The organism is Stenotrophomonas sp. SI-NJAU-1, assembly GCF_020883215.1.
Classification (GTDB): domain Bacteria; phylum Pseudomonadota; class Gammaproteobacteria; order Xanthomonadales; family Xanthomonadaceae; genus Stenotrophomonas; species Stenotrophomonas indicatrix.
The window spans coordinates 3,955,727-3,981,440 of sequence record NZ_CP086598.1 but is presented as its reverse complement, the minus strand read 5'-3'; the positions used below and the strand labels follow the sequence as shown (position 1 = coordinate 3,981,440).

Genomic DNA, 25,714 nt, shown 5'->3' with positions numbered 1-25,714 from the left:
TGCAGGCTAGTGCGGCGGCGTCGGCGGGGCGGCCGTCCTGCCGAGTGCTTCGCGCACCGCGCGCTGCAGGCCCTGCACATGGAAGGGTTTGGCCAGGAAGGGCGCGCGCCGATGCCTGACCGGTACCAGCTGGTCATATACCGCTGAAGCGAAAAGGTAGGGGATGCCCAGTTCGAGCAGCCGATCGGCCACAGGAAATACCACGCCATCACGAAGTTCCACGTCCAGCACGGCGCCATCGAAGTGGCCAGTGTCGAGCATGCCCAATGCCTCGAAAACGCTGTTGGCGTGGGCGATTTCGTTGCCTTCGTCGGTCAGGGCCTGTTCCATCAGATCTGCCAGATCGAGCTGGTCTTCCACAAGGAGCAGGCGGGGTAGTGGTGCGGGTCGTTCGTTGTTGCTCTGCATGGTGTGTTGTCGTGCGAATGCTGCGTTGGTCCGGCAAGCATCCGCTTACCGGCATCAAGGCCGTGGCAGCCTAGTGTGGCTGTGATGTGCACAACAGCGACCGCAGCGCGCAACAGCATTCCACCGATGGTGCTGGTGCCGGCTGCAATCGTAGTTACCATTGGTAACTAGCGAACAGCAGAGCCCCATCATGCATACCCATATTGTCGTTGCACATCCTGAACCGGCCTCGCTCACCCACGCCGTCGCTGCACGGATCGGTGAGGCCATCGTCAACGCCGATGCCGGCAATACGGTCACCTCGGTGGATCTGATGGCCGAAGGCTTCGATCCACGTTTCAGCGCCCAGGACCACGCGTTCTTCCGCAGGACCACAACGCTGCCGGCCGATGTCGCCGCCGAGCACGCCCGGCTGGATGCGGCCGATGCGCTGGTGCTGGTCTACCCGCTCTACTGGTGGTCGTTCCCGGCGCTGCTGAAGGGATGGATCGACCGTGTCTTCACCCAGGGCTGGGCCTATGACGAAGGTGCCGACGGCAAGGTGGAAAAAAAGCTGCAGCGGCTGCAGGTGCATCTGGTCGGGTTGGGCGGCGCGGGCCAGCAGATGATCGACCGGCGTGGCTATGGCGCGGCGATGAAGACCCAGATCGACCAGGGCATCTTCGACTACTGCGGGGCGCCGGTGCTGTCCTCCACGCTGCTGCTGGACGCCGACAGCGGCATGGCCGAAGCGCATCTGCAGACGGCAGTGGACATCGGACGTAAGATCGGAACCCCCGCGCCCTGACGATCTCCCTTGCCTTCCAGACCTGCCGCGCCCGAGCCCCGTCGCCGCCTGACCCGTGAACAGCGCGCCCGGCAGCTGCTGGACGTGGCGTGGGCGCTGGTTGGCGAAGAGGGCACCGATGCGCTGACCCTGGCCCGCTTGGCCGAGGCGGCCGGTGTGACCAAGCCGCTGGCCTACGACCACTTCGAAACCCGCAACGGCCTGCTGGCCGCGCTGTATGCCGACTATGACCAGAAGCAGACGGTGGTCTTCGACGAGCGCATCGGCAGTGCGAAGGCCCGGTTGAAGGATCGCGCGCGTGCCATCGCGTCGGGCTACATCGATTGTGTGCTGTCGCAGGGCAGCGAGATCCAGGACATTCTCGCCGCGCTGGCCGGATCACCGGAACTGCGTGCGGTACGCCGTTGCTATCAGCAGGATTTCATCGACAAGTGCGCGCAGTGGCTGGGCCCGTTCGCAGTAGGCGAGGCCGTGCCGGCTACCGGGCTGTGGGCCATTCTCGGTGCCGCCGAAACCCTGTCTGAAGCGGTTGCGGCCGGTGCGGTGGAACACGCGGCTGCCGAGGCCGAGCTGGAGCGCGTGATCGTCGCCATCGTCAAGCGTGGCAGCTGAATCGTGTGGGCGAAGCGGCCTAGAGTTGCTCGACGCTGACTGATGGCAGTGGCACGTCACGCGGCAGGTCCGGCAACAGCTGTCGCAGCAGCTCCGGCATTGCCTGCATGGCGGCACCATCGATGTAGCGCCACTGCGTCCCCCCTGCCGGCCGGATGGCGACCATGAAGGTGAGGCTTTTCACTGTCTGTGCGTCGGCGGTGAATACCGTGGTCCGCGGCACGAAGCAGACTTCTTCGTCGCCGGCAGCGTAGGTACGGGTCGGTTCGCCGACCTCATCGCTGATGACCTTCAGGCCCATGTCGCCGAGTGCCTTCATCGCATCGCGCGCGGCCTTTGCATACGTCGCGTCGCCGCCAGCGAAACGCTTCACGCTCGGATGCGTGCGCTCGATCATGGCATCGGTATCGCCACGCGCGAAGGTGGACAGCAGAGAACGCAGATCCTGCTGCAGCGCGTCGGTCTCGGCAGGGCTGAGTTCGCCGGCATGGGTGATTGCAGCGGCGAACATGCAGGACAGCGCAAGCATCCAGCACAACAGTCGTCGATCCATCGGTGGGGGTACTCCTTCGGGCGCTGGACTATAGAGCGCATTGCCCGTGGTGTCTGCCCAGCCTGCCGGTCACGCGCGTTGGGCGTCGGCCATTCCGGCGCTGGCGAAGCCTGCATCAAGCTGCGCACGCACCTGCTCATCGCGCGACGCACGGGAATCTGCACCCAGCACCACGGTGATCAGGCGCAGTGGCAGGGCGTGCCCAGCGCACCTGCGACGGGCGGTAGCGGCCAGGCAGAAGCCGGCCGCCTGTGTGTAACCGGTCTTCAAACCATCCACGCCGTCTTCGCCCAGCAGGGCGTTCTGGTTGGCCTTGTGCAGGGTGTGGTGCACGAAGCTGCGCTGTGCGGTGATCGCCAGCAGATCAGGGTAGCTGGCGAGCAGGTGCGCGGCGAGCATCGCCATGTCGCGTGCGGTCGACAGATGGCCCGCAGTGGTGATGCCGGACGCGGAGATGAAATGCGTGTCGTGCAGGCCCAGCGCTCGCGCGTGATCGTTCATGTGCTGCGCGAACGCCGCCTGCGATCCGGCCAGGTGACGGGCCAGGGCGAGCGCGGCATCGTTGCCGGAGACCACCATCAGGCCCTCCAGCAGTCTACCGAGGGCGATGCTTTCGCCGGGCACCAGGCCCATCCGCGTTTCATCGTCGGCCACCTCGTGTACGTCGCGCGGGTCGATGGTGATCATGTCCGACCACGAACCGCCCGACTGCGCGAGCAGGTCGTGCGCGGTGTAGGCGGTCATCAGCTTGGTCAGCGAGGCCGGTGGTCGTCGCAGATCCGCGTGCTGCTGCTGCAGGATGTCGAGCGAGATGGCATCGATCGTGATCGATGACACGGGCGGGCGAGGGGCGTGCGATGAAGGCATGGTCGCGCAAGCGTAGCCGGAGTACGCATGCCGTGGGCATTGCCTGCACATCCTGCGAATACCCGCCACGCGATCCTGTGGTCATGGATTCCGACATCCGCATCGATGGCCGCGTGTTCGCCTATGTCTTTCCGTGTGCCTGGGAGGACTACGCGAAGATCGGCTTCTCGCGCGATCCGCTGGGCCGGATCAGTGCGCTGCATCGGCGCTGGTTCGAGTTCTTCGATCTGGAAGCAGGCGCGCTGGTCGAGGCGGAATCAGAGCGGGATGCGCGTGACCTGGAACTGCAGTTGCGCCGGCCCTTCAAGCTGCATCGTGCGCCGGCACCGATGACGGTGCAGGACAAGGCCGGTGGGCACACCGAATGGGTGCGCGGGGCCAACGCTGCATTGGCCGAGGCTGTGCAAGCGCTGGCGCAGCAGGGCTATCACACCTATCCGCTGCGGTTGTGGCTGCGGGCTGCAATGGTCCAGCGCCTGGACCGGCTGCATGACTGGGCCGCAGTGCAGGTGCCGGAAGAGGAAAGCCTGCGTTCGCCCGTCGGCGTGGCCGCACTGCGCGACGCCATCAATGCGTATCGCGCGCTCGCTATCGATCCGCAGCCGTGGTTGCCCGAGCACCTGCAGCACGGGTGGTGACACTGCCCGGGGCGGCCGGGGTGTTGCCCGGACGGGGTGCCCGGCGTGCATCGGGCGCTGCGGGAACGGGGCTGGCCAGGCGCTGGGCCAGGGCAACGTTGGTCACATGACCCTGCAGGAACAACAGACCGCTGAAGATGTTCATGATCGTGGCTCCACTTGAGTGGAATGCACGATACGGGCAGCATGGCGGTGCAAAAAGCGACATTTCCGCAAGGTCGACTTGAGAGGAATTCAAGGCTTATGTCCCGCCCACCGCTGCATGCCCTGCAGGGCTTCGTCGCTGCCGCACGCCTGGGCAACCTGTCCCGCGCCGCCGCGTCGATGAACCTGACGGTCAGTGCGCTCAGCCATCAGATGCGCCAGCTCGAGGAACGCCTGGGCCAGCCGCTGCTGATACGGCAGGCACGCGGTGTGGCCTTGACCCTGGAAGGGCAGCGCCTGCTGGATCAGGTGGGCCCTCATCTGGATGCGATCAACGAAGCCTTCCAGCCCTACGCCGCGCGATCGGAGCATGTGCTCACCCTCAGCGCCGTGCCGTCGATGGCCAGCGCCTGGCTGGTGCCACGCCTGGGCAACTTCGTGGCAGCGCATCCGCAGATCGAAATCAATCTGCAGTCGAGCGAGCGACTGATCGACTTCGACCGGCAACTGCAGTTCGATGCAGCACTGCGGCTGGGCAGCGGACAATGGCCGGGGCTGGTGGTGGAACCGTTGTTCGACGAATGGCTGCTGCCCATGGCCAGCCCGGCACTGATCGAGCGCATGGGCGGCATCGGCCACCTGCCGTTGGCACAGTGGCCGCTGCTGGGAGACCCCGACGGCGCGTGGGGCGCATGGTTCGCGCTGACCGGGCAGCGCCCGCCGGCGCGGTACGTGGCGGTGCTGGATGATTCCGAAGCTCACCATCGCGCCGCACTGGACGGCGTCGGTGTCGCGCTGGGACGGGTCACGCGGGCACGGCTGCTGCTGGATTCCGGCCAGTTGGTTGCGTTGTCGGACCGGCGCCTGAAAACCGCATGGCCGCATTGGCTGGTGTATCCGCAGCGCTCGGTGCGGCACCGTGGTTTCCTGGCCTTCCGCGAATGGTTGCACGCCCAAGCGGCCGAGCATGTGCGGCACATGCAGGCCGCAGACGCGGGGTAACGCCGCGCGGCCAGGCGCGACGCCATGGAGTGAGCGTCACCGCAACAGCGTGACTGCCTGCCCGGTACGCGCGAAGGCCTCGCCCAGCAGCGGCCCGGCCTTGATCGCCTGCACTTCCGCGAACAGCGCCTGCAACGCCGCTGCGGGCCGTGCGATGGGCGCGGCAACCGCCTGCTGGATGACGGTGAAGCGATCGGCCAGCACGCGATGGCCGGGATGTGCCTGTGCCCAGGCCTGCAGGGGCTGGCGTACGCCGGCTGCTGCATCCAGCCGCTGCTGGTCGAACAGGGTGATGGCCGCGGCCGAGGTGCCGGCACGTTCAATCGTCGCGTGCCGCAGCTCACGGCTGAGGAACAGATCGTAGGCGGCGCCGCGTCCCACCGCGATGCGCAGCCCGTTGCGATCAAGGTCTACAACCCGTTGTGCTGGACTGTCATCGCGCACCAGATAGGTGCCTTCGATCTCCACATACGGCGCGCTGAAGGCAATGCGGTCGGCACGTGCCGGGTCCACCGCCAGGAAGGCCAGATCCCATGCATCGTCGCTCGCCGCTGCAACCACCGATGCGGCCGCGTCGTGGCAACTGAAGCGTGCCTGCACACCCAGCCGCTGTGCCAGCGCGGTGGCCAGTTCCACCGACGGCCCACGTGGTGAATTGGCGTCGCCCTGGGCAAGCACCGGGTTGCCCAGGTTGATGGCAACGCGCAGGTGGCCCAACGGGGCCAGGGCATGACGGTGATCGGCCAGGGACATGGGCGTTTCCAGTACGGTGGCAGGCTGTCCAGCATGCCAGTCGGGGCCGTATCGTGCAGTGCACAGGGCGGCGATGCTCCCTTTCATCCACCTGCACGCCGAGCACGATCACCATGAATCCCATCCTGCATGTTGAAGTTCCGGTCGCCGATCTCGAACGCGCCGTGATGTTCTACGAGCACTGGCTGCAGGTGCGCATCAAAGCGCCGATCGACCTGCATGACTGCCGGATGGCCTACCTGTCGTTCAACGACGCCGCCGCAGGTGCCAGCATGGCGCTGGTACACGGCGCCGACTGCGTGCCGTCGGAGCAGGGCCCGCGCATCTACCTGGGCGTGGACGATCTGGAGCGGAGCCTGCAGCGTGCCCTGCAGGCCGGCGCGGTGCTGTGCTTTGGCCCGGCCGTGGCCGGTGGCCGGTGGCTGGCGGGTAGCCGAGATCCGCGACAGCGAGGGCAACCGGATTGCTCTGCAGGCACCCGTCAACCCATAGCGGCAAGGACGGCCGCCGAACATGGCGTGGCGCTACACGGACGTGGCCCGTGATCGCTGCAGCCAGTCGGCGATGGCCGGATCCAACCGCGGATCGTCGGGGAGGCGCATGCCGAAGCCCTGCTGCAGCACCTCGCGCACATCCTGCACATCACGCAGCGGGCGCTTGGCCGGCGCCTGGCCCGGGCGGTATTCGGTGTAGTTGCCGCTGCCGATGGTGCGTCGCCAGTCCGGCCCGGTCAGTGATGCACGCAGCTGGCCGGGAAAGCTCGACTGCGGATGCGTGCACACGTACCAGTTGCCTACCTCGTTGTCGATCGGCGCCGGTAGCTGCAGGTCGAAGCGGTACAGCGCCCGCCAGTCATCCCCCGCCTCGGCGGCGAGCATGAAGTCGCCATCATCCAGCGTCCGCACGCGGTAGCGCTCATGCGGTGTGTCCTGCACTGCGGTCTCGTGCAGGCGCAGCGGTACGGTCGGGGTCAGGCTGCCGAAGCCGGTATCGACCAGCCAATCCTCTTCCTGCAGACGCACCCGCAGGAGCAGATGCGTACGCGCAGTCAGCCCGCCATCGGTGGCCGACAGCAGCACCCGTGCGCTCAGTGGCTGCGCATCGAAGCCCAAGGCCTGCAGCAGCGCCAGGAACGCGCCATTGAGTTCAAAGCAGTAACCGCCGCGCTGCGCGTGCAGCAGCTTGTGCTGGACGCTGTCCAGGTCGATCGCCACCGCGTCGCGCAGCAGGCTGGTCAGGGTTTCGAACGGCAGCAGGGCATTGTGGCGCTGCTGCAGCAGGGTCAGCCCGGCCAGGGTGAGCGGGGGCGGGGCATCCAGCTGCAGGCGCTGCAGGTAGCGGGGGACGTCGATGGGCATGGCAGGCATCACGGGCAGGGGCCTCCACTGTGATACCGCAACCGGGGTTGAGGTCAAGCGCATCCCGCCGGTGTCATCCCCCGGTCGCCTACGGCCGGTACAACAGCGACAACTGCCCGCCACTGGTGGCGGGAATCAATCCGGGGCTAAAGTTCTGCTGCAACCGGTCGATACAGGTGCGTCCTTCCGCCTGGAGTCTGTCATGCCGGCCGTCGTTTCCCACCTTCGGTCCCTGCGTAGCCGCGTTGCCGGGTTGCGTTTCCGTTTCCCTGGCCTGCTGCGCTGGTTGCAGCCCCATCGGCTGAGCGTCGCCGACAAGCTCAAGGCGACCCTGCTGGTCTGCAGCCTGGGCCTGGTGGCCATCGCCGCCGTCCATGCCTGGACCAGCCATGCGAGCACGCAGGCGGCGCGGGATCAGGCCAGCTACCAGCACGGCAGTGACCGCGTCGCTTCGCTGGCAGCGCGGGTGGCCGAGGCCCGGCGCCTGCAGACCCAGTATGCGCGAAGTTTCGACGATGCCGACCGCAGCCAGCTGCTGGCCACGCAACGGATGTTGAAGCAGGATCTGCAGGCGTTGCGTGCAATGCCGATGGATGCGGGGCGGCGCAAGGTGCTGCGGGCGATGACTGAAGCCGTCGACGCATTCTCACAGGGCATCGCCGCGTTGTTCGAGCGGGTCGATGAGATGGGGCGCGGCGACGCAGGCCTGGCCGCGCAGCTACAGCAGTCCGCCGACGCACTGCAGGCACAGGTGGACGCGCTGGAGCGCCCTGCGCTTTCCCTGCATGTACAGCGGATGCGGCGCCAGGAAGCGCTGCTGCTGCTCGATGGCGATTCCACCCACGCCGATCGCGCCAGCGAAGAAAAGCTGCCCTTCGATCTGGCATTGGCGGGCCTGCCAGCCGAGGTGCAGGAGCACGTGCGCACGGGCATGGAGGCCTACCAGGCCGCGCTGCTGGGCTATACCGCCGCGCGTGTCGGTTTGGATGTGGAAGCACAGTCGCTGCTCGAGACGGCGGCAGCCGTGGGCCCGGCACTGGCCGCATTCCAGCAGGCGCAAAGTGTGGCCCTGGCCCAGGCGCAGCTTCGTCAGCAGTCGGGCGCACGGATGGCCAGCGTGCTGTTCGTGGCCACCCTGCTGCTGGTGGCTGGTGTGCTGATCACCAGCCTGGTGCTGGTCGTCCGCGCGGTGCGTCGACCGATCCAGGACACCCTGCGTTTCGCTGGCGATATCGCCGATGATCGGCTCGACACCACGCTGCGCGTGCACAACGCCAACGATGAGATCGGCCAGCTTGCGCAGTGCCTGGTCGACATGCAGCAACGCCTGCGTGCGCGGATCGAAACCGAGCGCGCGGTCGCGCGCGGCAACACGCGCGTGCGGCAGGCGCTGGACAGCGCGCAGACCGGCTTGATGGTGGTCGACGCGGAAGGGCAGGTGGCCTACGCCAATCCAGCGCTGCTGAAGCTGCTGGATCTTCCTGCAGAGGCGTTGCTTGGCAGCGACGCGGTCCGCCTGCACCCGGTACTGGCGGGGTTGATTGGTGTCCGTCAGCGCGAAGAGCGCGAGATCGGCCACGCCGGCACCCGCTACCAGCTGATCGCCAACGCCATCGTCGAGGACGACCACTTCCTCGGCGTGGCAGTGGAATGGCGCAGCCGCGCGCTGGAGACGCTGCTGGAAACCGAAGTGGCGGCACTGGTCGACGCGGCGGCGCATGGCGAGCTGCAGGGGCGCATCGTACTGGAGGGCAAGCAAGGCTTCGTGCGCACGCTGTCGACCAGCATCAATCGCCTGCTGTCCACCTTCGAGGCCAACCTCGGCGATCTGCAGGCGCTGCTGGCCGCACTGGCACGCGGCGACCTGAGCGTGCGCCTGGAGGGCGACCTGCAGGGCGTGTTTGCCCGCATGCGTGACGATGCCAACGCCACGGTCGCGCAGCTGGGCCACATCGTCACCCGCATCCAGCAGGCCACCGTCCGCCTGGATGTGGGGGTGGGTGAAATCGTCGCCGGCCATCACGATCTTTCCCAGCGCACGGAACAGCAGGCCGCCAACCTGGAAGAAACCGCTGCATCGATGCATGAACTGACCGATACCGTCGGCCGCAACGCCGATGCGACGGAGCGCGCCGATGGACTGGTACGTGAGGCCGCCCGGGTTGCCGAGCGCGGCGGCACTGCGGTTGGCCAGGTGGTGGCCACCATGCAGGGTATCAGTGCGGCGTCGCGGCGCATCGGTGACATCATCCAGCTGATCGACGGCATCGCCTTCCAGACCAATATCCTGGCCCTCAACGCGGCAGTGGAGGCCGCGCGTGCAGGCGAGCAGGGCCGAAGCTTCGCGGTGGTGGCGGCCGAAGTGCGCTTGCTGGCCCAGCGCAGTGCCGATGCGGCCAAGCAGATCAAGGGGCTGATCGAGGATTCGGTGACGCGGGTCGACCAGGGCAGTACGCAGGCCGAGCAGGCGGGTACGACGATGGACGAGATCGTCAGCAGCGTGCAGCAGTTGGCCGGCCTGCTCGCCGGTATCCGCAGCGCCTCGCACGAACAGCATGCGGGCATTGCCCAGGTAAACCAGACCGTCGTACAGATGGAGGCCAGCACGCAGCGCAATGCGAGCCTGGTGGAAGAGGCCGGCGCGTCGACTGCGCAGATGCAGACCCAGGTGCGCGCGCTGGCCGAAGCGGTGGCCGCGTTCCGGCTGCAGCCCGAGCGCCGGGCACGGGCGGCGGCGTGATGGCCTGATCGCCTTCGCCAGGCATGGCCCGGCGCTACCGTTGAAACCCATGACGGGCAGCGCCGGGCCATGCCCGGCGATCGGATTCAATACACGTCGCGCCGGTAGCGCCCGTTCTCCAGCAGCAGTTCCACCCTTTCATCGCCCAGTGCTTCGCGCAGCACCTGGTCCACGCCTTCGGCCATGCCGTGCAGCGATCCACACACATGGATCACTGCACCTCGTGCCAACCACGCCTGCAGTTCATCTGTCGCAGCGCGCAATCGATGCTGTACGTAGCTGCCATCGTCCACATCACGCGAATAGGCCTGATCCAAGCGCAGCAGATGCCCGTCAGCCTGCCACCGGATGATCTCGTCGGCGAACAGGAAATCGTGCGCGCGCTGACGCTCGCCGAACAGCAGCCAGTGACCGTGCTCGCCCTGGTGCGCGGCTTCGCGCAGCAGGCTGCGCAGGCCGGCGATGCCCGTGCCGTTGCCGATCAGCAGCATCGGCGCGCCCGGCTGCCGATGGAAGCCCGGGTTGCGATGCACGCGGGCGGCTATCGCACCGTCCAGCGGCGCATGCAGGGCCAGCCAGCCCGAGCCCAGTCCTGCGCGGCCTGCTGCGTCGTGGACCAACCGCACCACCAGCTCCACTTCGCCATCGGCGGCGCATGAGGCGATGGAGTACTCACGCCCAGGCAGTGACGGCAGGCCCGACAACCACAGGCCTGCATCCTGCACCTGCAACGCACGGCCGGGTTCGGGCAGCACGCGTTCGCTGGCCAGTTCCAGCAGGGTCTTCGCAACGCCGTCGATCAGCTGTGGCTGCTGGGGATCCAGGCCATGCGCGCGCAGTACCGCGCTGGCATGCATCGCGTCGTGGCGGGGCGCGATGTGCAGGATGTCGCCGGCCTGCCATTCGACATCGGCCGGCGGTGCCAGGCGGATCTTCCAGATCTGGCCACCGACGCTGCCGGGGTTGAGCAGGGTGCGGCCGAGCAGGCGCCAGTCGTGCATCACCGTGGCGGCCGGCAACACGCTGTCGTCGGTGCCGATGCCAGTCAGTGCGGTCAGCTGCAGCTGCCATTGGCGCAGCGCCAGCACCGAAGCGGCATCAACGTCGATGCGGGCGAACAAGGCTTTCGCGCCCGAGCGCGTCAACCAGTCGTCGATCTGGATGCCGAACCCGCAGAACTGCGCGTACTGGTGATCACCCAGCGCGAGCATGCCGTAGCGCAGGCCGGAAAGGTCCGGACGCTGCGCCAGCAGCTGGCGCGCGCCGCGCCGTGCGTTGTCCGGTGGTTCGCCATCACCGAAGGTGCTGAGTACGAACAGCGCTTGCGTGGTGGCCTGCAGCTGCGCGGCCACCACGCGCGCAAGCGGCAGTACCTGCACCGCCTGGCCGGCCGCCTGCAGCTGCGCCGCCGCACGCCAGGCCAACTGTTCGGCCAGGCCGCTCTGGCTGGCATGCACCACCAGCCACGGCGCGCCCACGGCTTGGGGCGCTGCAGCCGGAACGCTCTGCCGCAGCGCGCGGGCGGCACGCTGGCCGCGGCGGCGGTCCAGGTACAACAGCCAGCCGGTAACGAAGAACAGGCACATGCCCAGGCTGCTGAGCATCACCACGATGCGCCCGGGCATGCCGAAGAAGCTGCCCGAGTGCAGGGCGAACATGCTGGTGGTGAGCTGGCCGCCGGCACCCTGGCGCGCGTAGGGGCGCGCGTCGAGGACCACGCCGGTGGCCGGGTCGAGCTGCAGCAGGTCATGTGCGCGGTCGTGATGGCCGCCCCGTTGTGCGGGATCAGCCGACATCACCCGTACGTTGAGCGCTTGACCGGGCTTCTCCGGCAGGCGCAGGTCGATGAAGCCCTGGCGCACGCCGGGTAGTGCATACAGCGTGGCCTCGACTTTGTGCAGATCCAGGGGCTGATCCGTGGCGACTTTGTGCTTGGCGGGAGGCGCAACACCCAGCAGCTGGGTCAGCCCGTTGCGATACCAGTCGAACGACCACCACAACCCGGTCAGTGCGCTCATCAGGTAGATCAGCAGCACCCAGGTGCCGATCACCGAATGCAGGCTCCACAGGAAGCCCCGGCCCTTGCGCGCCCATTCCACCACCAGCCAGCTGCGCCAGTGCCACCAGCGGCGTGGCCAGCGCAGGTACAGCCCGGACAGGGTGAAGAACAACAGCGCGATCGCACAGCTGCCGGTGATCCACGAGCCGCGTTCGCCGGCGACCATGTGGCGGTGCAGGTCCTCGACGAAATCGAAGAAGGCCTGGCCGCGCAGTGCGCTGAAGCGGGCGCCGCTGTAGGGATCGAAATAGACCCAGTGGTCCTTGCCGCCGGCAAAGCGTGCCACCGACGGCCGCTGGCCGCTGGCATCCACCCGCAGGCGCTGCAGCGGCCGCTCGCTGCCTGCCTGCAGCAACGGCACCAGCTCGCTCAGGGCGAGCGGCTGCTGGTTGTCGGCATGGTGCTCGGCGATCTCGGCGAAGCCGGGATTGGCCGCGCGCAGCAGTTCATCCTCGAACGACAGGACTGCGCCGCTCAGGCCCATCACGGCCAGGATGGCACCTGCGCTGATGCCCAGCAGCCAGTGCAGTTGGAAGAGGACGTTCTTGAACATCGGGATCGAGGGCCGTAGAGGCTGCCGCCCGCATCCTGCGCAACAGCAAATGAGAATTAATCTCGTAATTCTCCGGGGCGCGGGCCGCTGCGGTCAAGGAGGGCTTGCCGGCAGGGCTGCGCCCTGCACCCGCCGTAGTGCCGGCCGCTGGCCGGCAACCTCAACAGCAATAGCAACAGCAATAGCAACAGCAACAGCAACAGCAACAGCAACAGCGGAAGCTGGGTTCCTGAGAGTGGGCGGGGTGGGTCCGGTTGCGGGGGTCGCTGCAAGTACGTCCATGTAAGCTCGGTCGCCGCATCCATGCGGCTCACGCCCCCGCAACCGGACCCACCCCGCCTTCGACAGTTGTCCGCGACCTGTCGGGACGGCGTTCTGTGATGCTCTTGGTGGGTGTCGACCTTGGTCGACACGTAGATCCACGCCACGCGTGGATGCTCTTCGTTCAATTGTCGAGATATTCGATTCCGATGAAGATTCATCCACGCACGAGGTGGATCCATCAGACACCGGAAATCTGTCAGAGGTGGGGCGGTGTCGGAGTACGGGGTGTCAGCTGCATGGGCCCGAGGCATGCCTCGGGCGGGCTGGGCAGGACGCCCAACCCCGGTCTTGCCGTGTGCGCAGGACAGCGCACACGAGCAAGCCGCGGCCAAGCCTACAAGGACGTACTTGCGGCGTCCCCGCAGTCCGACACCGCCCCGCCATCCCACGGAAGCCCGCTGTAGCTGTAGCGGTTGCTGTTGCCTGAAAGCATCTGCAGGTGCAGGGCGCAGCCCTGCCGGCCTACTTCGCCCAGCCTTCGATTTCGCCGTGCGCGAACGGTCCGAGCTTGGCCTTCACCATCCGTCCCTGTGCGTCGAACAGCACGCTGTAGGGCAGAAGACCCTGCGCGTTGCCCAACTGCACGCTGGCATCGCGTGGGCCGGGGGTATCGAGCACGATGGGATAGTCCACCGGCACCCGCTGCAGGAAATCACGCACGCCGTCCGGCGTATCCAGTGCCAGGCCCAACACCTGCACGCCGTGTGCGCCCTGGCCCTCGGCAAAGCGGGCCAGTTCGGGCATCTCTTCCACGCAGGGGCCGCACCAGCTGGCCCACACATTGACCAGCAATGGCCGGCTCTTGAAGCGTTCGCGGATATCAAGCGCGTGGCCTTCAGCGTCGGCAAGCACCAGCGCCGGCAGCGGATCACCGGGCCGCAGCATCGGCAGCGCCGGTGGCGATACGGCAGGCGCTGCAGCTTCCGTCGCCGGCTCCGGCACCAGCCGGTTGCCGGCCCACAGGCCAAGACCGGCAGCCAGCACTGCTGTCCACAGCAGCGCTGGCCGTTGCCACTTCATCGCGCGGTGCGCAGCAGTGCTTCTTCCACCAGCGCCTGCGTCAGCAGGGTCGGCAGCACCGTCGGCGGGGCGCCGGGGCCGTACACCACGTACAGCGGCACGCCCACGGCCTTGTGCTCATCCAGGAACGCGGTGATCTGCGGGTCGACATTGGTGTAGTCGCCACGCATGTACACCGCGTTGGTGCGCTTGAGCAGTTCCTTGAACTCCGGGCGCGACAGCACCGCGCGCTCGTTGGCCTTGCAGCTCACGCACCAGTCGGCGGTCATGTTGACGAACACGACGCGGTTGTCGGCGCGCAGGCGGTCCAGCATCTGCGGCGAGTAATCCACCACGTTCTCGCTGCTCGCCTGCGCGGCACGTGCCGGCGGTGCCAGCTGGGTCACCGCCCACACCGGCACCAGCGCGGCGATCACCAGCAGCACGCCCAGCAGCCCGGCCGCGCGCTGGCTGCGCCAGCGGCTGCGCTCGAACAACCACAGGCCACCGGTAAGCAGCAGCAGGCCACCCAGTGCCAGCGCCATGCCATCCACGCCGCGCTGCTTGCCCAGCACCCACAGCAGCCACAACGCGGCGGCGTACATCGGGAAGGCCAGCACGTGCTTGAGGGTTTCCATCCACTGGCCCGGCTTGGGCAGGCGACGGGCCAGCGCTGGCACGAAGCCGATCAGCAGGAACGGCAGGGCCAGGCCCAGGCCGAGGAACAGGAACACCAGCATCGCCGCTACCGGCGGTGCAACGAAGGCATAGGCCACCGCCGGGCCGAAGAACGGTCCCACGCAGGCACTGCCGACCACGCAGGCCAGCACGCCGGTGAAGAAATCGCCGGCCGGGCCACTGCGTCGCGCCAGCGACTGGCCGAAGTTGCCGATGCCGCCGCCCATGGTGAACACGCCGGACAGGCTCAGGCCCACCGCGAACATGATGTAGGCCAACGCCGCGACCACGCCGGGATGCTGCAGCTGGAAACCGATGCCGACCGCATTGCCGAGCATGCGCAGGCCGACCATCAGCGCGCCGATCACCGCGAAGGCGACCAGCACGCCCAGCGTGTACCACATGGCATGGCTGCGGGCGCGCTCGGCGCTTTCACCGCTCTGCGCCAGGCTCAGCACTTTCAGCGAAAGGATCGGCAGCACGCAGGGCATCAGATTCAGCACCAGGCCACCACCCAGTGCCAGCAGCAGTACCCACAGCAGCGAGCTGTCGGTTTTCGGTACGCGGCTCGGAGCCTTGGTACGCAGCGCATTGTCCTGCTGCGCGTCGGCGGCGAAGGCATCGCGCGAGCCGTTGCTGGCGTCGGCACCACCCGTGGCGGCCGGCGCGTCGTTGGGCACGGTCGGAAGCAGGCGCAGCGCTGTGCCGTTGGCGCCCTCGCGGGTGCCGGCAGTGGCCGAAGCCGGCAGCGAACGAATCACTTCGTCGCGTGCGGCAGGTGCATCACTGGTGGTGTTGGCCTTGCCGGCGGGGATCGACAACTTCACCCGGCGGGTCATCGGCGGGTAGCAGATGCCATCGGTCTGGCAACCCTGGAAGGTCACCACCAGCGTGCTGTCGACCGCCTCGGCGCGGCTGCGGCGCAGCGGCACCGGCACTTCCACCTGGTTGAAATAGACCGCCACATCACCGAAGTGCTCGTCGCGGTGCGACTGCGCCGCCGGCCAACGCGGCTTGTCGGCCAGTACCCCGGCGCTGCCTTCCAGCTTCAGCGAGGTGCGGTCGCGATACAGGTAATAGCCCGGTGCCGGGCTGAAGCGCAGCAGCAGGGTATTGCCATCGCTGGCGATGGCATCGAAACCGAATGCCTGATCCGACGGCAGCGGCAGTGCCTGGCTGTTGCTGGTGCCCGGCAGTCGCAGGCCACCGCCACTGCCGGCGCCGGCCAGCGGGTTGTTGAATGCACTGGCGCCGGTGGCGCGTGCGGTCGGCAGCGTGGCCGCCGCACCGCCTGCACCAGGCAGGGTCACCTGCACCACGCGCTTCTGCGGCGGGTAGCACACACCGGCATCGGCGCAGCCCTGGTAACGCACTTCCAGGCTGATGGTGCCGGCGGCATCGGTGGGCGCGCCGGGCAGGGTGGCCTGCAGGCGCTCGCGGTAGGTCTCCACCTCGCCGAAGAAATCGTCGTGGTGCTTCTTGCCTGCGGGCATCTGCAGCGCGGCGGCATTGAACGCCGGATCGGCCTTCACCGTGGTGCGGTGGCGATACAGGTAATAGCCGGGGGCGATCTTGAACTGCAGTTGGATCTGGCCACGCTCGGGCGCGCTGGCGGTCAGCGCGAACGCCTGGTCCACCGGCAGCAGATCCTTCTCATCCAGCGCGAAGGCCGGCAATGAAAGCCACAACAGAGCGCACAAGGCGGCGCCACGCGCAAACAGAGTCTTCAATCAGTGTCCTCCCGGGTCTGTGCCCGGATCCAGTCCAGATACGCCGGCAGGCCGGCCCGGGTTTCGACCGCGATGCACTCCGGGAGTTCATACGGATGCAGTTCGACGATCCGGGCGATGGCTTCATCGACACGGCGTGCGGTGGTCTTCACCAGCAGCTGCAGCTCGGTGTCGGTGGTGACCTCGCCCTGCCAGCAGTAGGTCGACTGAGCGCCGTCCACGCGGGTGACGCAGGCAGCCAGGTGCTCGGCGACCAGCGCGTGCGCGATGCGCTCGGCACTGGCCCGGTCCGGGCAGGTGGTCAACAGCAGCAGGACGGGATCGACGGTCGACATGACCGTCGAGTATAGGGCCGTCGCCGGGGCAGGGCCCGGCGACGGCAGTGGACCGCAGCGTTGCGCGGTCAGTTGGCCAGCTGGCAGGTGGCCGGCTTGGCCGAGGTGAACAGGCCCGGGGTGGCCCACTCGGGGTGGTCGATGAAGGGGTTGCGGTTGCCCTGGAACGAGTAGATCACGTCATTACGCGCCTGCTCGGCGGCATCCGGCGGATCGGACAGGTGCCAGTCGATCAGGGTCGACAGCAGGCCCATGTAGGCCGGCGAGCTGCTGGTCTTGACGATCTTGCTGCGGTCGTCGGTCAGTTCCAGGTCCGGTTCGGACTGGCCGGTGGCCGCATCCTTGCCACCTTCATAGCGGATGGCCATGTACATCACCGCCCGTGCCATGTCGCCCTTGCGATGGCCCCACACCTCGAAGGTACCGGCATTGCCATCCGGCGTGCGTACCCAGTTCGAATTGCCCGGGTAGCCACCGCTGCCACCGCCGTGGCCGTTGTTGGCTTCGGTGGCACGCTCGCCGCAGTTGGCATCGCAGTTGCCGAATGGCTTGTTGCCGCGGTCGGCATTCCACTGTGCGTCGGTCAGGTACAGCATGTGGGTATCGGTGTAGGGCGCATACGGCAGGCCCTTGTCGCCGGTGGTGCTGGCAAAGCCCAGCGAGTTCGGCCAGGTGTGCTCGCGGTTGTAGGTCAGGCCACTGCCGGTTCCCGCGCGGTCACTGACCTTGGCATAGCTGCGGTTCCGGTAGGCATCCAGGATCCGGTTCGGATTGTTTGGATCCTCGTCGGCGATCTCCAGGATGGTCCAGGTGCTGGTGCCGGTACCGCTGTACGGGTACGCGGTATGGCCCTTGATGGTGGCATGCAGCGAGCAGCGCAGCTGGCTGGGGCTGCTGGTGTTGACCTTCGAGTAGTAACCGGCCGGTCCGCCGGGATTGCCCGGGTCCGGATTGCCGGTGGTGGTGGCCACGGTGAAGGCGATGCGGCTGTCGGCGGCCGGGTGTGCACCCTGCGCGTCGGTGATGCGTGCGGCACGGATGTCGAAGCGGCAGGCTTCACCGGCGACCAGCGCGGTGTTGGTCGACAGCTTCACGCTCTTGCCGCTGGCCGGCCAGGTCAGCGGCACGCTGCCCGAAGTGCCGCAGGTCAGTGCGAAGGCACCGCTGGCGAGGTTGACCGTCTCGCTGAACACCACTTCCAGGTCGGCGGCGGCAGGGAAGGTGCTGCTGCCCTGTGCCGGCGTGGTGGTGGACACCGACGGCGGCGTGTTCGGGCCCGGGGTGCTACCGCCGCTGAAGGTCTGGTTGTTGTTGCAGCTGCCGAAGGTCTGCCTGGCCGATTCGGCCCAGGTGAAGTGCGCGTACTGGCTGCCGCTGCCGGTCAGCTGCAGCGAGGTGCCCGCTACGGTGCTGTTGGTTTCGGCAACCGGAATGTTCTGGCTGGTCATGCCGGCGGCGGGGCCGCCGGAGGCGGTGATCGCGCCCTCGTAGCTGAGGAACTGGACCACCTTGCCGCTGGCGTCGACCAGGGCGATGCCGTCGTTGGCACCGTTCTGCAGGCCGTTGCTGGGGTAGGTGACCACCGCCAGGGTGGCGCTGCCGCAGCTGGCCGCGGTTCCGGCCGGCACCGCGTTGTTGGCGTAGACCGTGGCGGCCGACGGGTTGCTGCCGTTGTAGAGGTACAGGCGGTAGCCGGACAGGTCTTCGCCGGCGGTGGCGACCACTTCGATGGCTTCGCCGACGTCACCGGCAGCGGTGCTGTCGTCGTAGTGCAGTTCGTTGATGAAGACCTCGGCCTGGGCCGGCGCGGCAGCCAGGGCCAGCAGGCAGGCGGCGGCGAGCGGGGACAGCAATCGCATCGACTACTCCTTGTGATTGGGAATGCCGGGCCACCCTAAAGCCGATCCGGTGACACTTTGTCGTAAATGAACGCCAGATATCTGACAGTGCGACGGCGGTCACCAAATGGTGGCCAATTCCCCCTTGGCTTGCCGCGACGCATCCCTATAAAGGCGTCCGCGCGGGGATGGAGTGCCGCCGGGCCGCCGGGAAAAATTTCGGGGGCGGGCCTTGAAAGGCCTCCGGAGGTCTCCATCTCTGTCGTGCTCCCGACCTGTCGGGCTTTTTCACGCGCGTTGCTGGCAGTCGCCTGGTGCGAGTGCTAACATCGCCGGACTTTTTCAGACCAATCAATAACTTAAGAGGTCCCACATGAGCATCAAGCCGCTGCACGACCGCGTTGTGGTCAAGCCGATCGAAGCCGACGAAGTTTCCGCCGGTGGCATCCTGATCCCGGACTCCGCCAAGGAAAAGTCCACCAAGGGTGAAGTCGTGGCCGTGGGCCCGGGCAAGCCGCTGGACAACGGCAACGTGCGCGCTCCGTCGCTGAAGGTCGGTGACAAGGTCATCTACGGCCAGTACGCCGGCAGCTCGTACAAGAGCGAAGGCGTCGAGTACAAGGTCCTGCGCGAAGACGACGTGCTCGCCGTCATCGGCTGAGCGTCGGCGCGACCTGCTTCATCCCCTGATTCCAACACCCAGCCGCCGGGCATGGCCCGGCGCTACCAATGAGGTAAACGCAATGGCTGCCAAGGATATTCGTTTCGGTGAAGACGCCCGTTCGCGCATGGTGCGCGGCGTCAACGTTCTCGCCAATGCCGTCAAGGCCACCCTGGGCCCGAAGGGCCGCAACGTCGTGCTCGAGAAGAGCTTCGGCGCCCCGACCATCACCAAGGACGGCGTGTCCGTCGCCAAGGAAATCGAACTGGCTGACAAGTTCGAGAACATGGGCGCGCAGATGGTGAAGGAAGTCGCCTCGCGTACCAACGACGACGCCGGCGACGGCACCACCACCGCCACCGTGCTGGCCCAGGCCCTGATCCGCGAAGGCGCCAAGGCCGTTGCTGCCGGCATGAACCCGATGGACCTCAAGCGCGGTATCGACAAGGCCGTCGTGGCTGCCGTCGCCGAGCTGAAGAACATCTCCAAGCCGACCGCTGACGACAAGGCCATTGCCCAGGTCGGCACGATCTCGGCCAACTCGGACGAGTCGATCGGCCAGATCATCGCCAACGCGATGAAGGAAGTCGGCAAGGAAGGCGTGATCACCGTTGAAGAAGGCTCGGGCCTGGACAACGAGCTGGACGTGGTCAAGGGCATGCAGTTCGACCGCGGCTACCTGTCCCCGTACTTCATCAACAACCAGCAGTCGCAGACCGCTGACCTGGATGACCCGTACATCCTGCTGCACGACAAGAAGATCTCCAACGTCCGTGACCTGCTGCCGGTGCTGGAAGGCGTCGCCAAGGCTGGCAAGCCGCTGCTGATCGTTGCCGAGGAAGTCGAAGGCGAAGCGCTGGCTACCCTGGTGGTCAACACCATCCGCGGCATCGTCAAGGTCGTGGCCGTCAAGGCGCCGGGCTTCGGCGACCGTCGCAAGGCGATGCTGGAAGACATGGCCGTCCTGACCGGCGGCACCGTGATCTCCGAGGAAGTCGGCCTGTCGCTGGAAAAGGCCACCATCAAGGACCTGGGCCGCGCCAAGAAGGTGCAGGTCTCCAAGGAAAACACCACCATCATCGATGGCGTGGGTGACAAGGCTGCGGTCGATTCGCGCGTTGCGCAGATCAAGACCCAGATCGAAGACACCTCCTCGGACTACGACCGCGAGAAGCTGCAGGAGCGCGTGGCCAAGCTGGCCGGTGGCGTTGCAGTGATCAAGGTCGGCGCGTCGACCGAAATCGAAATGAAGGAAAAGAAGGATCGCGTCGACGACGCCCTGCACGCGACCCGTGCAGCCGTTGAAGAAGGCGTGGTCCCGGGCGGCGGCGTTGCCCTGGTCCGTGCGGTCTCCGCACTGGCTGGCCTGAAGGGTGCCAACGAAGACCAGAACCACGGCATCCAGATCGCCCTGCGCGCGATGGAAGCCCCGCTGCGCGAAATCGTTGCCAACGCCGGTGAAGAGCCGTCGGTCATCGTCAACAAGGTCAAGGAAGGCACCGGCAGCTTCGGCTACAACGCCGCCACCGGCGAGTTCGGCGACATGCTGCAGTTCGGCATCCTGGACCCGACCAAGGTGACCCGTTCGGCGCTGCAGAACGCAGCCTCGATCGCTGGCCTGATGATCACCACCGAAGCCATGGTTGCCGACGCTCCGAAGAAGGACGAGCCGGCCATGGGTGGCGCCGGTGGCATGGGCGGCATGGGTGGCATGGGCGGCATGGACTTCTAAGGTCCGCTGCACTGCTGCAATGAAAAACCCCGCCGCAAGGCGGGGTTTTTTTTGGGGTGGCGTGTTGCCCGCCAATGGGTTCACAGCAATGGGTCCATGCCAATGAATCCATGCCCATGGGTCCACGCCAGTAGATCCACGCCATGCGTGGATGGCGTCAGCGCACGAACACCTTCTCCGCGCCGTACTCCCAGTCCCACGGCACTCCGGTATCGCCCAGCACGAACGCCACCAGTGCCGGAAACGCCGCCTCGGCGCGGACATCGTTGCCCAGCATCACCACGCACCGTTGGCCCTGCTCGATGCACACCAGGGTGTTGCCCACCGCGTCATCGTGGCCGCCCTTGTAGAAGCCGGGCCCCTGCGGCCCGCGGAACGTGACCACGCCCAGGCCGGCTGCCAGGTCCCTGCGCCGCTCCGCTACCGGCAGTTCCGCCTGCAGGGTCGGAAACTGGCTGGCCGTGGTGATCGGCAGCTGCGGACGTACCAGCTCCTGCCGCATCGCCGCTGAAAGGCCTTCGCCGCGCACATAGCCCGCTGCGAAGTTGGCCATGTCGGCGATGGTGGTATCCATCGAGCCGGCGGCCCGCACCCGGCTGCGCTCGTCATGCGGCTCGGGCGTGCCATCGGCGGTCCAGCCGTCGGCCAGGTTGGTGGCGAAATCCCCGCGCCACATCATGCTGGTGCGGGGCATGCCGAAGCGGTCGAACACGCGGCGCTGCATCAGCGCGCCGATGTCCTGGCCAAGGCGCCCGCGTTCGAGCACGAACTGCAGCAGGATCAAGCCTTCGCCGGAATAGCCGTAGCGGCTGCCCGGATCGAAATGGAATTGCAGCCTGCCATCCGGTTCCAGAAACGCGAAGTTGGCAAAGCCGCTGCCATGATTGAGCAGCAGGCGCGGGGTGAGCCGGCGCCAGCGTTCGTCGCCAGCCAATACGCTGTAATCGGCGTAGTGCTTCGTATCGACGGGGTAGTCCGGCAATGGCTTGTCCAGATACGTGGCAATGCCGGCGTCCAGCGCGATCACCTGGTCCTGTGCCAGCTGCGCGACCAGGTGGCCGAAGGCCATCTTGGTCAGCGAAGCGGCGTACATCACGGTGTCGGTACGCAGCGGTTCGCCGGCGGCGTTGCGCTCGCCATAGGAGGCCACGTGCACCACCTTGCCGGCGTCGATCACCGCCAGCGCCATGCCACGTGCGTGTGCGGCCTGCATCAGCCGTTGCGCCTGGGCATCAATGCGGGCTGGCGATGGCAGCGGTGGTGGCGCAGCGACTACGGCCATCGGCAACAGCGTCAGCAACAACAGGACGACACGGCACATGCGTGGAACTCCTGGCGGGACGTGGCGCGATGCTACCGCAGCTTTGGCTGTTGGCGCCTGTCGACCCCATCCAGGCCCCGGCGCGGCGCCGCGTCATGCCCTGCGGCCGTCCTGCCCGGACTTGCGTCCTGCGGCGTCGGAAATATAATAAGGCGCCTAACCAGGTCGGGATTGGTAGATGATCGAAGTAAAACACGCGGCTCTCATCCAGGAGGCCGGCCGTCGCGGAGATCCCCACCTGGCCCAGCTTCGCCTGTGCTTCCAGCTGCTCTCGCTGTCCAGCGCCATCGACCGCGACTGCGCCTCACGGTTGGCGCCGCATGGCCTCAGCGAAGGCCGCTTCGTGGTGCTGTTCCTGCTGCACGGCGCTGGCGGCACCTTGCCACCGCATGCGTTGGCCGAGCGTGCCGGCGTCACCCGCGCCACCATCAGCGGGCTGCTTGATGGCCTGCAGCGCGACGGCCTGCTGCAGCGGTGCAGCGATGCCGAGGATGGCCGCCGTCTGCAGATCGTGCTGACCGCGCGCGGCGAGCGCCTGGCAGCCGATCTGTTCGACCAGCACACCCAGTGGATCGGTGGACTGTTCAACGGCCTTGATTCCGGCGAGCAGGTGCAGTTGTCGCAGCTGCTGGAAAAAGTCTGGCGACACACCGACGCAGGCCAGGAAACAGGTGCATGAGCAGCACCATCGGCACGGCACGCCTGCAGGCACTCAATGCGGGCAGCGTATCCAGCACGCACCTGGCCGAGTGCCTCGCAGTGGATTTCGCCGCGCTGCTGCAGGTGGTGGCACCGACCCTGCCCCAGGCATCCATGCAGCGCATGCGCGCCGCTGCAGGCAAGGGGATCACCCAGCGCATGGCATTGGCCGCCGCGATACTGCGCGAGGCGGGGCAGGGTGGCGTGCACTGCTGGCAGGTGCATCCCTCCGACACCGTGCGCGGATGGGCCTGCTATCTGATCGGCGGCGACGCGCAGGCGGCATTGGCCGACAAGCTGCAGGCGGTGCGTCCACTGGCAGATGATCCGCACTTCGGTGTGCGCGAATGGGCGTGGTTGGCCCTGCGCAGCGATATCGTCGCCGAGCCGCTGGAAGCGCTTGCCCTGCTGCAACCCTGGACGCAGCAGCGATCGCCCCGTCTGCGTCGCTTCGCTTGCGAGGCGCTGCGCCCCCGCGGTGTATGGGCCACGCACATCGCGCTGTTCAAGCAGCAACCCGAGCACGCGTTGCCCCTGCTGGAGGCCCTCGCTGACGATCCCGACCGCTATGTGCAGGACTCGGTCGGCAACTGGCTGAACGACGCCGGCAAGAGCCAGCCCGGATGGGTGCGCGATGTGTGCGCACGGTGGCAGTCAACGCACGACAGCGCAGCCAGTACGTACATCCGCAAGCGCGCGCTGCGCTCGCTGTAACGCCGTACCGTTCACCCCCGTTTCCCGGTAGTGCCGGGCGCTGGCCGGCAACCCCATGACCCTCAAGGAGGACCCCATGTCCCACCTTCTCATCGAGCTGTACGCCGCGACGCCGGCCTGGAAAGCGCTGCGCGCGGAACAGCGGAACGCCTTCTTCACCCGCATCGGCGCCGGCATGCAGCAATTGGACCCTGCACGCATCGCACCGTTGGCGATGGGCCGTGTGGCCAGCAACGTGTCATATGCCAGCACCGAGCAGTTCTACGCGGTCTGGAGGTGCGGCAGCCGTGCAGATGCCGATGCCTTGATGGCCGCCATCAGTGCCACTGGCTGGCATGACTACTTCACCACCACCAATGCCGTGGGCGCGGTGGATGCGATGGCCCAGCACCTTGCGGATCTCGCAGCGCTGTAACGCGGCCTGCGGTGGCACATGCGCGTGTCATCCATTCCAGGTAAAGATGGCGCTCGGCCGCATCCATCCGCAGGGAAGTCGAGCATGCAGAGCAAGATCCAGGTGACGTTGTACGGAGCGCTGGGCAGCAGTCCAGCGCTGCAGGTGCCCGGCCTGGAAGGGCCGGTGGTGGCCATCCAGGAAGCCGCGCTGCGGCAGCTGGTGTCCGATCTGTATACGGCCAGGTCCATGCTCAACCCCGAACAGCTTGATGAGGCAAGGCAGGAACTGGACCGGGTGGTCGAGCGTTGGGTCGACATCCACGAGACGCTGCTGCTGGATGTGGAAGTGCATGGCGGCCGATAGTCCGCTGAACCGCGCCCGCAGTTGCGGATGAAACAGTTGGCACCCGCCAAAACCCTGTGTTATCAATAGATCCCATGAACGCAGCCCACGCCAGCTTTTATTGGTATTACTTTCCGAAGCCCCCGGCGGAGGAAGGATTGCGCTCACCCTGAAGAAAGCTTCAGACGCATTCCCGAAAGCCGCCAGCGAACCTGGCGGCTTTTTTCATGTCGCCACGCTGCGGACCCCCACCTTCCGTAGAGACCCCCCACCATGCCCCCGCACACCGACGACCTGCGTATCCGCACCATCGAACCGCTGACACCGCCTGCCCAGCTGCTGGCGATGCTGCCCTGCGATGACGAAGCCTCCGACACCGTCAGCGCTTCGCGCGCCGCCCTGCACCAGATCCTGCACGGCCGCGACGACCGCCTGGCGGTGGTGGTCGGGCCGTGCTCGATCCACGATCCGAAAGCCGCCATCGAGTACGCACAGCGCCTGAAGCCGCTGCGCGATGCGCTGGCCGGCGAGCTGGAGATCGTCATGCGCGTGTACTTCGAGAAGCCGCGCACCACGGTGGGCTGGAAGGGCCTGATCAACGATCCGGACCTGGACGGCAGCTTCAGGATCGACAAGGGCCTGCGCATCGCCCGTGGCCTGCTGCGCGACATCAACAAGCTGGGCCTGCCGGCTGGCGTCGAGTTCCTCGACGTGATTTCGCCGCAGTACATCGCCGACCTGGTGGCATGGGGCGCGATCGGCGCACGCACCACCGAAAGCCAGGTGCATCGTGAACTTGCGTCGGGGCTGTCGTGCCCGGTCGGCTTCAAGAACGGCACCGACGGCAACGTCAAGATCGCCGCCGATGCCGTGGGCGCGGCCTCCAATCCGCATCACTTCCTGTCGGTCACCAAGCAGGGCGGCACCGCCATCGTCTCCACCACCGGCAACCCCGACTGCCATGTGATCCTGCGTGGTGGCAAGCAGCCGAACTACGATGCGGCCAGCGTGGCCGATGCCTGCCAGGCGCTGGCCAAGGCCAAGCTGCCGACGCGCCTGATGATCGATGCCAGCCACGCCAACAGCCTGAAGAACCACGAAAACCAGCCGAAGGTGATCGAAGACATCGCCACCCAGCTGGAAGACGGCGAGCAGCGCATCGTCGGTGTGATGGTCGAAAGCCATCTGGTCGGCGGTCGCCAGGAACTGGTGGAAGGCCAGCCGCTGGTCTACGGCCAGAGCATCACCGATGGCTGCATTGATTGGGACACCACCGTGCAGGTGCTGGAGCGGCTTGCCGCTGCGGTGCGCGCCCGCCGTGAGGTGAAGGTGTCCGAAGCCGCTTGAGTGCGGCACGTGTGTGGATGGCGGCCAGCGCCTGCGGGGGCGCGGCCGCGATCAGGGCCGGTCGGAGTTGGAGACCGGCCCGTCTGCACCGGCGATGCGCCTGGCGCTGTGCAATCCTGCCAG

24 protein-coding genes are annotated in these 25,714 nt (G+C 67.1%); 13 read left to right on the top strand and 11 right to left on the bottom strand.

Annotated features, from left to right (window positions below):
• Window positions 1-6: 6 nt before the first annotated feature.
• A complete protein-coding gene (locus tag LMF57_RS18100) occupies window positions 7-408 on the bottom strand; it encodes a response regulator (protein WP_117311546.1) in 402 nt (133 codons plus the stop codon).
• A 190-nt stretch (window positions 409-598) separates the two neighbouring features.
• On the opposite strand from LMF57_RS18100, the gene LMF57_RS18095 reads away from it, so the two are divergent.
• Complete coding sequence (locus LMF57_RS18095; RefSeq protein ID WP_117311545.1) at window positions 599-1,195, top strand: NAD(P)H-dependent oxidoreductase; 597 nt, start codon at window positions 599-601, stop codon at window positions 1,193-1,195.
• A gap of 9 nt (window positions 1,196-1,204) precedes the next feature.
• Window positions 1,205-1,807 (top strand): TetR/AcrR family transcriptional regulator, encoded by a 603-nt coding sequence (locus LMF57_RS18090; RefSeq protein WP_229290339.1) that lies wholly within the window; start codon window positions 1,205-1,207, stop codon window positions 1,805-1,807.
• Between the two features lie 19 nt (window positions 1,808-1,826).
• Here LMF57_RS18090 and LMF57_RS18085 read toward each other — a convergent pair whose 3' ends face one another.
• Both LMF57_RS18085 and LMF57_RS18080 read right to left on the bottom strand, forming a co-directional pair.
• Entirely contained in the window at window positions 1,827-2,360 is a 534-nt protein-coding gene (locus LMF57_RS18085; protein WP_229290338.1) for a hypothetical protein, read from the bottom strand.
• Between the two features lie 69 nt (window positions 2,361-2,429).
• Window positions 2,430-3,227: a serine hydrolase gene (locus LMF57_RS18080; protein WP_229290337.1), complete on the bottom strand. Its 798-nt coding sequence runs from the start codon at window positions 3,225-3,227 to the stop codon at window positions 2,430-2,432.
• Window positions 3,228-3,310: 83 nt separating this feature from the next.
• Here LMF57_RS18080 and LMF57_RS18075 point away from each other — a divergent pair, with 83 nt between their 5' ends.
• Entirely contained in the window at window positions 3,311-3,865 is a 555-nt protein-coding gene (locus LMF57_RS18075) for a GIY-YIG nuclease family protein (protein ID WP_229290336.1), read from the top strand.
• Window positions 3,866-4,108: 243 nt separating this feature from the next.
• Window positions 4,109-5,011 (top strand): LysR substrate-binding domain-containing protein, encoded by a 903-nt coding sequence (locus LMF57_RS18070; RefSeq protein WP_229290335.1) that lies wholly within the window; start codon window positions 4,109-4,111, stop codon window positions 5,009-5,011.
• A gap of 36 nt (window positions 5,012-5,047) precedes the next feature.
• On the opposite strand, the gene LMF57_RS18065 is transcribed toward LMF57_RS18070, so the two are convergent.
• Window positions 5,048-5,764: a transporter substrate-binding domain-containing protein gene (locus LMF57_RS18065; RefSeq protein WP_229290334.1), complete on the bottom strand. Its 717-nt coding sequence runs from the start codon at window positions 5,762-5,764 to the stop codon at window positions 5,048-5,050.
• Window positions 5,765-5,877: 113 nt separating this feature from the next.
• Between LMF57_RS18065 and LMF57_RS18060 the strand changes: the two genes are divergently transcribed.
• Window positions 5,878-6,309 (top strand): VOC family protein, encoded by a 432-nt coding sequence (locus LMF57_RS18060; protein ID WP_229290333.1) that lies wholly within the window; start codon window positions 5,878-5,880, stop codon window positions 6,307-6,309.
• Here the strand turns inward: LMF57_RS18060 and LMF57_RS18055 are convergent.
• Entirely contained in the window at window positions 6,289-7,122 is an 834-nt protein-coding gene (locus LMF57_RS18055) for an arylamine N-acetyltransferase (protein ID WP_229290332.1), read from the bottom strand. The genes LMF57_RS18060 and LMF57_RS18055 overlap by 21 nt on opposite strands.
• Window positions 7,123-7,324: 202 nt before the next feature.
• Here LMF57_RS18055 and LMF57_RS18050 point away from each other — a divergent pair, with 202 nt between their 5' ends.
• Window positions 7,325-9,862: a methyl-accepting chemotaxis protein gene (locus LMF57_RS18050; RefSeq protein ID WP_229290331.1), complete on the top strand. Its 2,538-nt coding sequence runs from the start codon at window positions 7,325-7,327 to the stop codon at window positions 9,860-9,862.
• A gap of 86 nt (window positions 9,863-9,948) precedes the next feature.
• On the opposite strand, the gene LMF57_RS18045 is transcribed toward LMF57_RS18050, so the two are convergent.
• The 5 genes from LMF57_RS18045 to LMF57_RS18025 form a co-directional block, all read right to left on the bottom strand.
• Window positions 9,949-12,474 carry a sulfite reductase flavoprotein subunit alpha gene (locus tag LMF57_RS18045; RefSeq protein ID WP_229290330.1) on the bottom strand — a complete coding sequence of 842 codons (2,526 nt, stop codon included), beginning with the start codon at window positions 12,472-12,474 and terminating at the stop codon, window positions 9,949-9,951.
• A 786-nt stretch (window positions 12,475-13,260) separates the two neighbouring features.
• Window positions 13,261-13,818: a TlpA disulfide reductase family protein gene (locus tag LMF57_RS18040; protein WP_229290329.1), complete on the bottom strand. Its 558-nt coding sequence runs from the start codon at window positions 13,816-13,818 to the stop codon at window positions 13,261-13,263.
• Window positions 13,815-16,205: a protein-disulfide reductase DsbD domain-containing protein gene (locus LMF57_RS18035; RefSeq protein WP_229290328.1), complete on the bottom strand. Its 2,391-nt coding sequence runs from the start codon at window positions 16,203-16,205 to the stop codon at window positions 13,815-13,817. Before LMF57_RS18035 ends, LMF57_RS18040 begins: the two co-directional genes overlap by 4 nt.
• Window positions 16,202-16,540 (bottom strand): divalent-cation tolerance protein CutA, encoded by a 339-nt coding sequence (gene cutA, locus LMF57_RS18030; protein WP_229290327.1) that lies wholly within the window; start codon window positions 16,538-16,540, stop codon window positions 16,202-16,204. The genes LMF57_RS18035 and cutA overlap by 4 nt, the downstream gene beginning before the upstream one ends.
• A 68-nt stretch (window positions 16,541-16,608) precedes the next feature.
• A complete protein-coding gene (locus LMF57_RS18025; RefSeq protein ID WP_208082163.1) occupies window positions 16,609-18,399 on the bottom strand; it encodes an endonuclease in 1,791 nt (596 codons plus the stop codon).
• 352 nt (window positions 18,400-18,751) lie between these two features.
• On the opposite strand from LMF57_RS18025, the gene LMF57_RS18020 reads away from it, so the two are divergent.
• Window positions 18,752-19,039: a co-chaperone GroES gene (locus LMF57_RS18020; protein ID WP_025878649.1), complete on the top strand. Its 288-nt coding sequence runs from the start codon at window positions 18,752-18,754 to the stop codon at window positions 19,037-19,039.
• 82 nt (window positions 19,040-19,121) lie between these two features.
• Window positions 19,122-20,771, top strand: a complete 1,650-nt coding sequence (gene groL / locus LMF57_RS18015) for a chaperonin GroEL (RefSeq protein ID WP_025878650.1) — start codon at window positions 19,122-19,124, stop codon at window positions 20,769-20,771.
• Between the two features lie 157 nt (window positions 20,772-20,928).
• Here the strand turns inward: groL and LMF57_RS18010 are convergent, their stop codons facing one another.
• Window positions 20,929-22,092, bottom strand: a complete 1,164-nt coding sequence (locus LMF57_RS18010) for a beta-lactamase family protein (RefSeq protein WP_229290326.1) — start codon at window positions 22,090-22,092, stop codon at window positions 20,929-20,931.
• 178 nt (window positions 22,093-22,270) lie between these two features.
• Here LMF57_RS18010 and LMF57_RS18005 point away from each other — a divergent pair, with 178 nt between their 5' ends.
• The 5 genes from LMF57_RS18005 to LMF57_RS17985 all read left to right on the top strand — a co-directional run bounded on the left by LMF57_RS18005 (window position 22,271) and on the right by LMF57_RS17985 (window position 25,591).
• Window positions 22,271-22,771, top strand: coding sequence for a MarR family transcriptional regulator (locus LMF57_RS18005; RefSeq protein ID WP_229290325.1), 501 nt, complete (start codon window positions 22,271-22,273; stop codon window positions 22,769-22,771).
• Window positions 22,768-23,505, top strand: a complete 738-nt coding sequence (locus LMF57_RS18000) for a DNA alkylation repair protein (RefSeq protein WP_229290324.1) — start codon at window positions 22,768-22,770, stop codon at window positions 23,503-23,505. Before LMF57_RS18005 ends, LMF57_RS18000 begins: the two co-directional genes overlap by 4 nt.
• A 76-nt stretch (window positions 23,506-23,581) precedes the next feature.
• On the top strand, window positions 23,582-23,920 hold the full coding sequence (locus LMF57_RS17995) for a DUF6616 family protein (RefSeq protein ID WP_140225405.1): 339 nt from the start codon (window positions 23,582-23,584) through the stop codon (window positions 23,918-23,920).
• An 84-nt stretch (window positions 23,921-24,004) separates the two neighbouring features.
• Complete coding sequence (locus LMF57_RS17990; RefSeq protein ID WP_117311530.1) at window positions 24,005-24,265, top strand: hypothetical protein; 261 nt, start codon at window positions 24,005-24,007, stop codon at window positions 24,263-24,265.
• Window positions 24,266-24,517: 252 nt separating this feature from the next.
• Window positions 24,518-25,591, top strand: a complete 1,074-nt coding sequence (locus LMF57_RS17985; protein ID WP_117311529.1) for a 3-deoxy-7-phosphoheptulonate synthase — start codon at window positions 24,518-24,520, stop codon at window positions 25,589-25,591.
• Window positions 25,592-25,714: the final 123 nt, after the last annotated feature.

Excerpts from the sequence above, each read along its gene's own strand:
- LMF57_RS18065 (WP_229290334.1), bottom strand. The coding sequence starts at position 5,764 with ATGTCCCTGGCCGATCACCGTCATGCCCTGGCCCCGTTGGGCCACCTG.
- LMF57_RS18055 (WP_229290332.1), bottom strand. The coding sequence starts at position 7,122 with ATGCCCATCGACGTCCCCCGCTACCTGCAGCGCCTGCAGCTGGATGCC.
- LMF57_RS18045 (WP_229290330.1), bottom strand. The coding sequence starts at position 12,474 with ATGTTCAAGAACGTCCTCTTCCAACTGCACTGGCTGCTGGGCATCAGC.
- cutA (WP_229290327.1), bottom strand. The coding sequence starts at position 16,540 with ATGTCGACCGTCGATCCCGTCCTGCTGCTGTTGACCACCTGCCCGGAC.
- LMF57_RS18040 (WP_229290329.1), bottom strand. The coding sequence starts at position 13,818 with ATGAAGTGGCAACGGCCAGCGCTGCTGTGGACAGCAGTGCTGGCTGCC.
- groL (WP_025878650.1), top strand. The coding sequence starts at position 19,122 with ATGGCTGCCAAGGATATTCGTTTCGGTGAAGACGCCCGTTCGCGCATG.
- LMF57_RS18025 (WP_208082163.1), bottom strand. The coding sequence starts at position 18,399 with ATGCGATTGCTGTCCCCGCTCGCCGCCGCCTGCCTGCTGGCCCTGGCT.
- LMF57_RS18050 (WP_229290331.1), top strand. The coding sequence starts at position 7,325 with ATGCCGGCCGTCGTTTCCCACCTTCGGTCCCTGCGTAGCCGCGTTGCC.
- LMF57_RS18080 (WP_229290337.1), bottom strand. The coding sequence starts at position 3,227 with ATGCCTTCATCGCACGCCCCTCGCCCGCCCGTGTCATCGATCACGATC.
- LMF57_RS18020 (WP_025878649.1), top strand. The coding sequence starts at position 18,752 with ATGAGCATCAAGCCGCTGCACGACCGCGTTGTGGTCAAGCCGATCGAA.
- LMF57_RS18095 (WP_117311545.1), top strand. The coding sequence starts at position 599 with ATGCATACCCATATTGTCGTTGCACATCCTGAACCGGCCTCGCTCACC.
- LMF57_RS18000 (WP_229290324.1), top strand. The coding sequence starts at position 22,768 with ATGAGCAGCACCATCGGCACGGCACGCCTGCAGGCACTCAATGCGGGC.
- LMF57_RS17985 (WP_117311529.1), top strand. The coding sequence starts at position 24,518 with ATGCCCCCGCACACCGACGACCTGCGTATCCGCACCATCGAACCGCTG.
- LMF57_RS18070 (WP_229290335.1), top strand. The coding sequence starts at position 4,109 with ATGTCCCGCCCACCGCTGCATGCCCTGCAGGGCTTCGTCGCTGCCGCA.
- LMF57_RS18100 (WP_117311546.1), bottom strand. The coding sequence starts at position 408 with ATGCAGAGCAACAACGAACGACCCGCACCACTACCCCGCCTGCTCCTT.
- LMF57_RS17990 (WP_117311530.1), top strand. The coding sequence starts at position 24,005 with ATGCAGAGCAAGATCCAGGTGACGTTGTACGGAGCGCTGGGCAGCAGT.
- LMF57_RS18075 (WP_229290336.1), top strand. The coding sequence starts at position 3,311 with ATGGATTCCGACATCCGCATCGATGGCCGCGTGTTCGCCTATGTCTTT.
- LMF57_RS18060 (WP_229290333.1), top strand. The coding sequence starts at position 5,878 with ATGAATCCCATCCTGCATGTTGAAGTTCCGGTCGCCGATCTCGAACGC.
- LMF57_RS17995 (WP_140225405.1), top strand. The coding sequence starts at position 23,582 with ATGTCCCACCTTCTCATCGAGCTGTACGCCGCGACGCCGGCCTGGAAA.
- LMF57_RS18010 (WP_229290326.1), bottom strand. The coding sequence starts at position 22,092 with ATGTGCCGTGTCGTCCTGTTGTTGCTGACGCTGTTGCCGATGGCCGTA.
- LMF57_RS18085 (WP_229290338.1), bottom strand. The coding sequence starts at position 2,360 with ATGGATCGACGACTGTTGTGCTGGATGCTTGCGCTGTCCTGCATGTTC.
- LMF57_RS18005 (WP_229290325.1), top strand. The coding sequence starts at position 22,271 with ATGATCGAAGTAAAACACGCGGCTCTCATCCAGGAGGCCGGCCGTCGC.